The organism is Burkholderia sp. RF4-BP95, assembly GCF_001521985.1.
GTDB classification, from domain to species: domain Bacteria; phylum Pseudomonadota; class Gammaproteobacteria; order Burkholderiales; family Burkholderiaceae; genus Burkholderia; species Burkholderia diffusa.
In genome coordinates, this window is the sequence record NZ_LOSX01000083.1 from 1 (window position 1) to 3,794 (window position 3,794).

6 protein-coding genes are annotated in these 3,794 nt (G+C 61.9%); 2 read left to right on the forward strand and 4 right to left on the reverse strand.

The window, feature by feature from the left end; genetic code table 11:
* Positions 1-176: SDR family NAD(P)-dependent oxidoreductase (locus WS46_RS27925; protein ID WP_156441403.1), on the reverse strand; the 176-nt coding region annotated here is incomplete at its 3' end.
* A 163-nt stretch (positions 177-339) separates the two neighbouring features.
* On the opposite strand from WS46_RS27925, the gene WS46_RS27930 reads away from it, so the two are divergent.
* Positions 340-1,311: an aldo/keto reductase gene (locus WS46_RS27930; protein ID WP_059692399.1), complete on the forward strand. Its 972-nt coding sequence runs from the start codon at positions 340-342 to the stop codon at positions 1,309-1,311.
* Between the two features lie 111 nt (positions 1,312-1,422).
* Positions 1,423-2,268, forward strand: coding sequence for a 23S rRNA (adenine(2030)-N(6))-methyltransferase RlmJ (locus tag WS46_RS27935; protein ID WP_059692400.1), 846 nt, complete (start codon positions 1,423-1,425; stop codon positions 2,266-2,268).
* 15 nt (positions 2,269-2,283) lie between these two features.
* Here the strand turns inward: WS46_RS27935 and WS46_RS27940 are convergent, their stop codons facing one another.
* From WS46_RS27940 to cueR, 3 genes are all read right to left on the reverse strand, one after another.
* The gene (locus WS46_RS27940) at positions 2,284-2,619 is read right to left on the reverse strand and encodes a hypothetical protein (RefSeq protein ID WP_059692401.1); all 336 of its coding nucleotides are present in this window, start codon (positions 2,617-2,619) and stop codon (positions 2,284-2,286) included.
* A 145-nt stretch (positions 2,620-2,764) separates the two neighbouring features.
* Entirely contained in the window at positions 2,765-2,911 is a 147-nt protein-coding gene (locus tag WS46_RS34650) for a DUF3563 family protein (protein WP_006478295.1), read from the reverse strand.
* Between the two features lie 215 nt (positions 2,912-3,126).
* Positions 3,127-3,531, reverse strand: coding sequence for a Cu(I)-responsive transcriptional regulator (gene cueR / locus WS46_RS27945; protein WP_059692402.1), 405 nt, complete (start codon positions 3,529-3,531; stop codon positions 3,127-3,129).
* Positions 3,532-3,794: the final 263 nt, after the last annotated feature.

Genomic DNA, 3,794 nt, shown 5'->3' on the forward strand with positions numbered 1-3,794 from the left:
ATCGCCTTGCCGCCTGCCTTGTTGATCTCGTCGGCAACCGCGTTTGCGCCGTCCTGGTTCAGGTCGGCGATCGCGACAGCGGCGCCTGCCTTGGCCAGCTCCAGTGCGATTTCCTTGCCGATGCCGCTTGCGGCGCCCGTGACGACTGCGGTCTTGCCGCTCAGATCTGCTGCCATGTCCGTCTCCTTCCGTTATCGGATCGAAAAAGCGCGCCCCGCTGCATCCGCCTTCGTCGCGCGGTCGTGCAGACAGGCCAGCCGCTATTGTGCACGATCGGCCCCGCCGTTCGCGCGCAAAACGTCTAAGCTTAAGGTCGGTTCCGGGTCGCGGGAGACGCCCATGCACTATCGACGGCTAGGCCGCTCCGGCCTGCAGATCAGCGCGCTTTCGCTCGGCTCGTGGGTCACCTACGGCAACCAGGTCGACCAGCGGGTTGCCCGTGAATACCTTGCGGCGGCCCGCGATGCGGGCGTCAATTTCTTCGACAACGCCGAGGTCTATGCGGGCGGCAAATCCGAGGAAATCATGGGCCAGGCGCTCAAGTCGCTCGGCTGGCCGCGCGTCAGCTATCTCGTGTCCACGAAGTTCTTCTGGGGACTCGCGGAAGCGCCGAACCAATACCACACGCTGAACCGGAAATATCTGCTGAACGCGATCGACGGCTCGCTGCGCCGGCTGCAGCTCGACTATGTCGACCTCGTGTACTGCCATCGCCCCGATCCGAACACGCCGATCGAGGAGACCGTCTGGGCGATGAGCGACATGATCGTACGCGGCAAGGCGCTGTACTGGGGCACGTCCGAGTGGAGCGCCGACGAGATTCGCGCCGCGTACGAAATTGCCGAGCGGCACCATCTGCACAAGCCGGTCGTCGAGCAGCCACAGTACAACCTGTTCCATCGTATCCGGGTCGAGCAGGAATACGCGCGGCTCTATGAAGACTACGGTCTCGGCCTGACGACCTGGAGCCCGCTGGCATCGGGGCTGCTCACCGGCAAGTACCGGAACGGGGTACCGCCGGGTAGCCGCGCGCAACTGCCGGGCTACGACTGGCTCCGCTCCCGGCTGACGGATTCGGCCAGTAACGACGTGGTCGAACGGCTCGGCGCGATCGCGGCCGAATTCGGCTGCAGCACCGCCCAACTGGCGATCGCATGGATACTCGCGAATCCGCGCGTGAGCTCTGTCATTACGGGCGCGTCGCGGATCGAGCAGATCGGCGACAACATGCGCGCGCTCGACGTCGCCGCGAAGCTGACGCCGGAGGTCAAGCAACGTATCGAGGAGGTCGTCGGCGACGCATTCGAGTAAGGCGACTCACGCCCACTCGCGTACAATACGCGGCCGCATTGGCGCGCGGCCCGACGGCCACGCGCAATCGTCCGTTTTCATCGATTCATCCTTCGTTTCAGGCAGCCCGCCATGCTCAGTTATCGTCACGGTTTTCATGCAGGCAACCACGCGGACGTGCTCAAGCACGCCGTCGTCGTCCAACTGCTGCGCTACCTGAACAAGAAAGACAAGTCGTATTGGTACATCGACACGCACGCCGGCGCCGGCGTGTATTCGCTGCGCGACGGTTATGCCGCCAAGACGGGGGAATTCGACACCGGCATTGGGCCGCTATGGAACGAAAAGAACCTGCCCGAGGCGCTCGGTGATTACGTCGACGAGGTGCGCGCGCTGAACGACGACGGCGAGCTTCGCTACTATCCGGGCTCGCCGTATCTCGCATGGCGATCGATGCGCGAGCAGGACCGGATGCGCCTGTTCGAAATGCATACGACGGAAATCGACGTGCTGCGTCACAACTTCCGCGATGCGGGGCGCCGTGCAATGATTTTCGCCGGTGACGGCTTCGAGGGCATCAAGGCGCTGCTGCCGCCGCCGCCGCGACGCGCGTTGGTGCTGATCGATCCGTCCTATGAGGACAAGAAGGACTACGCGCGCACGGTGACTTGCGTGACGGAATGCCTGAAGCGTTTCGCGACCGGCTGTTACGCGATCTGGTATCCGCAGGTTGCGCGGGTGGAATCGCAGCGTTTTCCGGAGCAGCTCAAGCGCCTGCAACCGAACAACTGGCTGCACCTCACGCTGACGGTATCGAATCCGCCAGCAGACGGCCTGGGCCTTTACGGCAGCGGGATGTTCATCCTGAATCCGCCGTACACCCTCGCGCAGAGCATGAACGAAGCGCTGCCCTATCTCGTCGAACGACTGGGACAGGATAGCGGCGCCCGGTGCCAGATCGAGCACCGCGGGAACTGAGCGGACGTCTTGCCGTTATGGCTGCGGTCTGGGCGTGGGTCTCTGCTGATTGGCTGGCGACACGCCCCAGCCGGGCACATTGATATACGGCGCGACAAACAGCGGGATCGATGAATTCGCCCCCTGCCCGGCCGGCGCGCGCATGCCTGCGGGCTCCACGATCGGCTCGGACGATAACGGAGCCGATTGCAACACCAGGCCGCCCTTGCCATCCTGGATCCCACGTTGTGTATCGAGAATCAGCGGCTTGGACGTCGCCGCCGCCCAGGCCGCCACGCCGTGAGCGAGCACGACAGCCCCCAGAACGAGACGCACGCGAGAAACGTGACGCACATCGAGACGCAAGCGCATGGTCGTATTCTTCCGGTTAAAACCAGGCCCATACCATAGCGCTGCGCCGACGATTTCGCCAGATCAAGCGCACAAAAAACAAAGCCCCGTCAACACGGGGCTTGCTTTTCGTTCGGTGCCACACGGCACCTGACGGTGACTCCGATTACAGCGAGTAGCCGTTGGTTTCGAGCGAGCGGATGCGGCTCTCGAGCTGGACGATGTCCGACGACGTGGCGAGGTATGCCTCACGGCGCTCACGTTCTGCGGATTCGAACCAGTTGCTCAGCTTTTCAACGATGTAGGCGATCATGATGTTCTCCAAGGAAGGGGGACCCCTGGCGAATCGAGATTCAGGGATTTCCCGTATAGGGTTATCCCGAATTATAGCGATGCCGCACCAAGATGCTAGTGAAATGCTTGCATGGAATCCATTCCATTTCGGAATGGCTTGTGAAGTATCTGCTTTAACTCATTGATTTTTATGAACATCGAGTCAATGCCTCTTTTCGACCTGGAGGGCATGCACTAATCTGGTTCACTGATCGGTTCGGCCAGGCGCGCCAAGATCGGGCATTCAGGTCGTTCGTCACCATGGCAGTGCGCGGCGAGATCGGCGAGCGTATTGCGCATATCGCTCAATTCCGCGATGCGTTTGTCGAGTTCGGCCACGTGTTCGAGGGCGATCGACTTCACTTCGACGCTGGCGCGGGTGCGGTCCTGCCAGAGCATCAGCAGCTTGCGGATATCCTCGACGAGAAAACCGAGCCGCCGCGCCTGGCGGATGAAGCGCAGGATATGGACTTCGTCCGAACCGTAGATCCGGTATCCGGCGTCGCTACGCTTGCTGGGCGCAAGAAGACCAACCTGTTCGTAGTACCGGATCATTTTTGCGCTAACGCCGGATTCGCGCGACGCGTCGCCGATATTCATTCCCTGCCCTCTCTCCATCAAGCACTGGTTCGAACATGAACGTCGAGGCAAGCAGCCGTCGACGGCACTTCGATCGTATCAAATCGCGAGATTTCGTTCCGGCGTGGGCGGTGACAAGCGGTGGATTCCGGCGACGCGCTTGGGCTGCAAACGGAGAGGTTCGTTTGCCTGCACTCGCGTTTTCGCCGCCCCAATGCAAAAACCCCCGCCTTGTCGGGCGGGGGTTCTTGGCTTAGGGAGCCTGACGATTACCTACTTTCACA